Source organism: Mycobacterium sp. E796 (genome assembly GCF_001672815.1).
In the GTDB taxonomy this organism is placed as follows: domain Bacteria; phylum Actinomycetota; class Actinomycetes; order Mycobacteriales; family Mycobacteriaceae; genus Mycobacterium.
This window is the reverse complement of sequence record NZ_LZKK01000264.1, coordinates 1-564: the sequence shown is the minus strand read 5'-3', so window position 1 is coordinate 564 and position 564 is coordinate 1. Positions and strand designations below refer to the sequence as shown.

General features: G+C 70.4%; 1 protein-coding gene. It reads left to right on the top strand.

The features are described from left to right. Positions 1 to 564, top strand: a 564-nt coding sequence (locus A5706_RS35315) for a TetR/AcrR family transcriptional regulator (RefSeq protein ID WP_068134464.1), incomplete at both ends; no start/stop codon positions are given.

Sequence of the window (564 nt, the reverse complement as noted above, 5' to 3'; positions counted from 1 at the left end):
CGCCCGGTGGGCGCCAGCGGCGAGCGGACCCGCGCCCGAATAATCGACGCGGCGATGCGCTGCGTGGCGGAGGTCGGGTACTCCCGCGCAAGCATTCGCGAGATCGCCAAGGCTGCCGAGATGACCAGCGGCAGCCTGTACAACTACTTCCCCAACAAGTCGGAGCTGATCAAGGCCGCCGTCGCGGCCAGGACCGACGTCGCGTTGCCGCGCCTGCGCGAGGCCGCCCAGGGTCCCGGCGACGTCACGGACCGGATCGAAGCGGTGCTCGACGAATCGGGCCGGTTGATGCGCGAATACCCCGACCTCGCCGCCTTCGAGTGGGCGCTCCGTGCCGAAGGTGCCGTCGACCCTCGGGAGGGCGGCGCCGGATTCCAGGCCTTCCGCGAGATCATCGAGGGCATCGTCGGGGGCACCGACAAGCCGGGCTCGGTGGAAGCCGTCTATTCGCTGATCTACGGGTTGACCGAGCTGGCGGCGACCGTTCCGCCGGAGGAGTACCACGCTGCGCTGGACTCGGCCAAGCGCCTGATCAGGGGCACGCTGCTCGGCGGCGGTCCACAG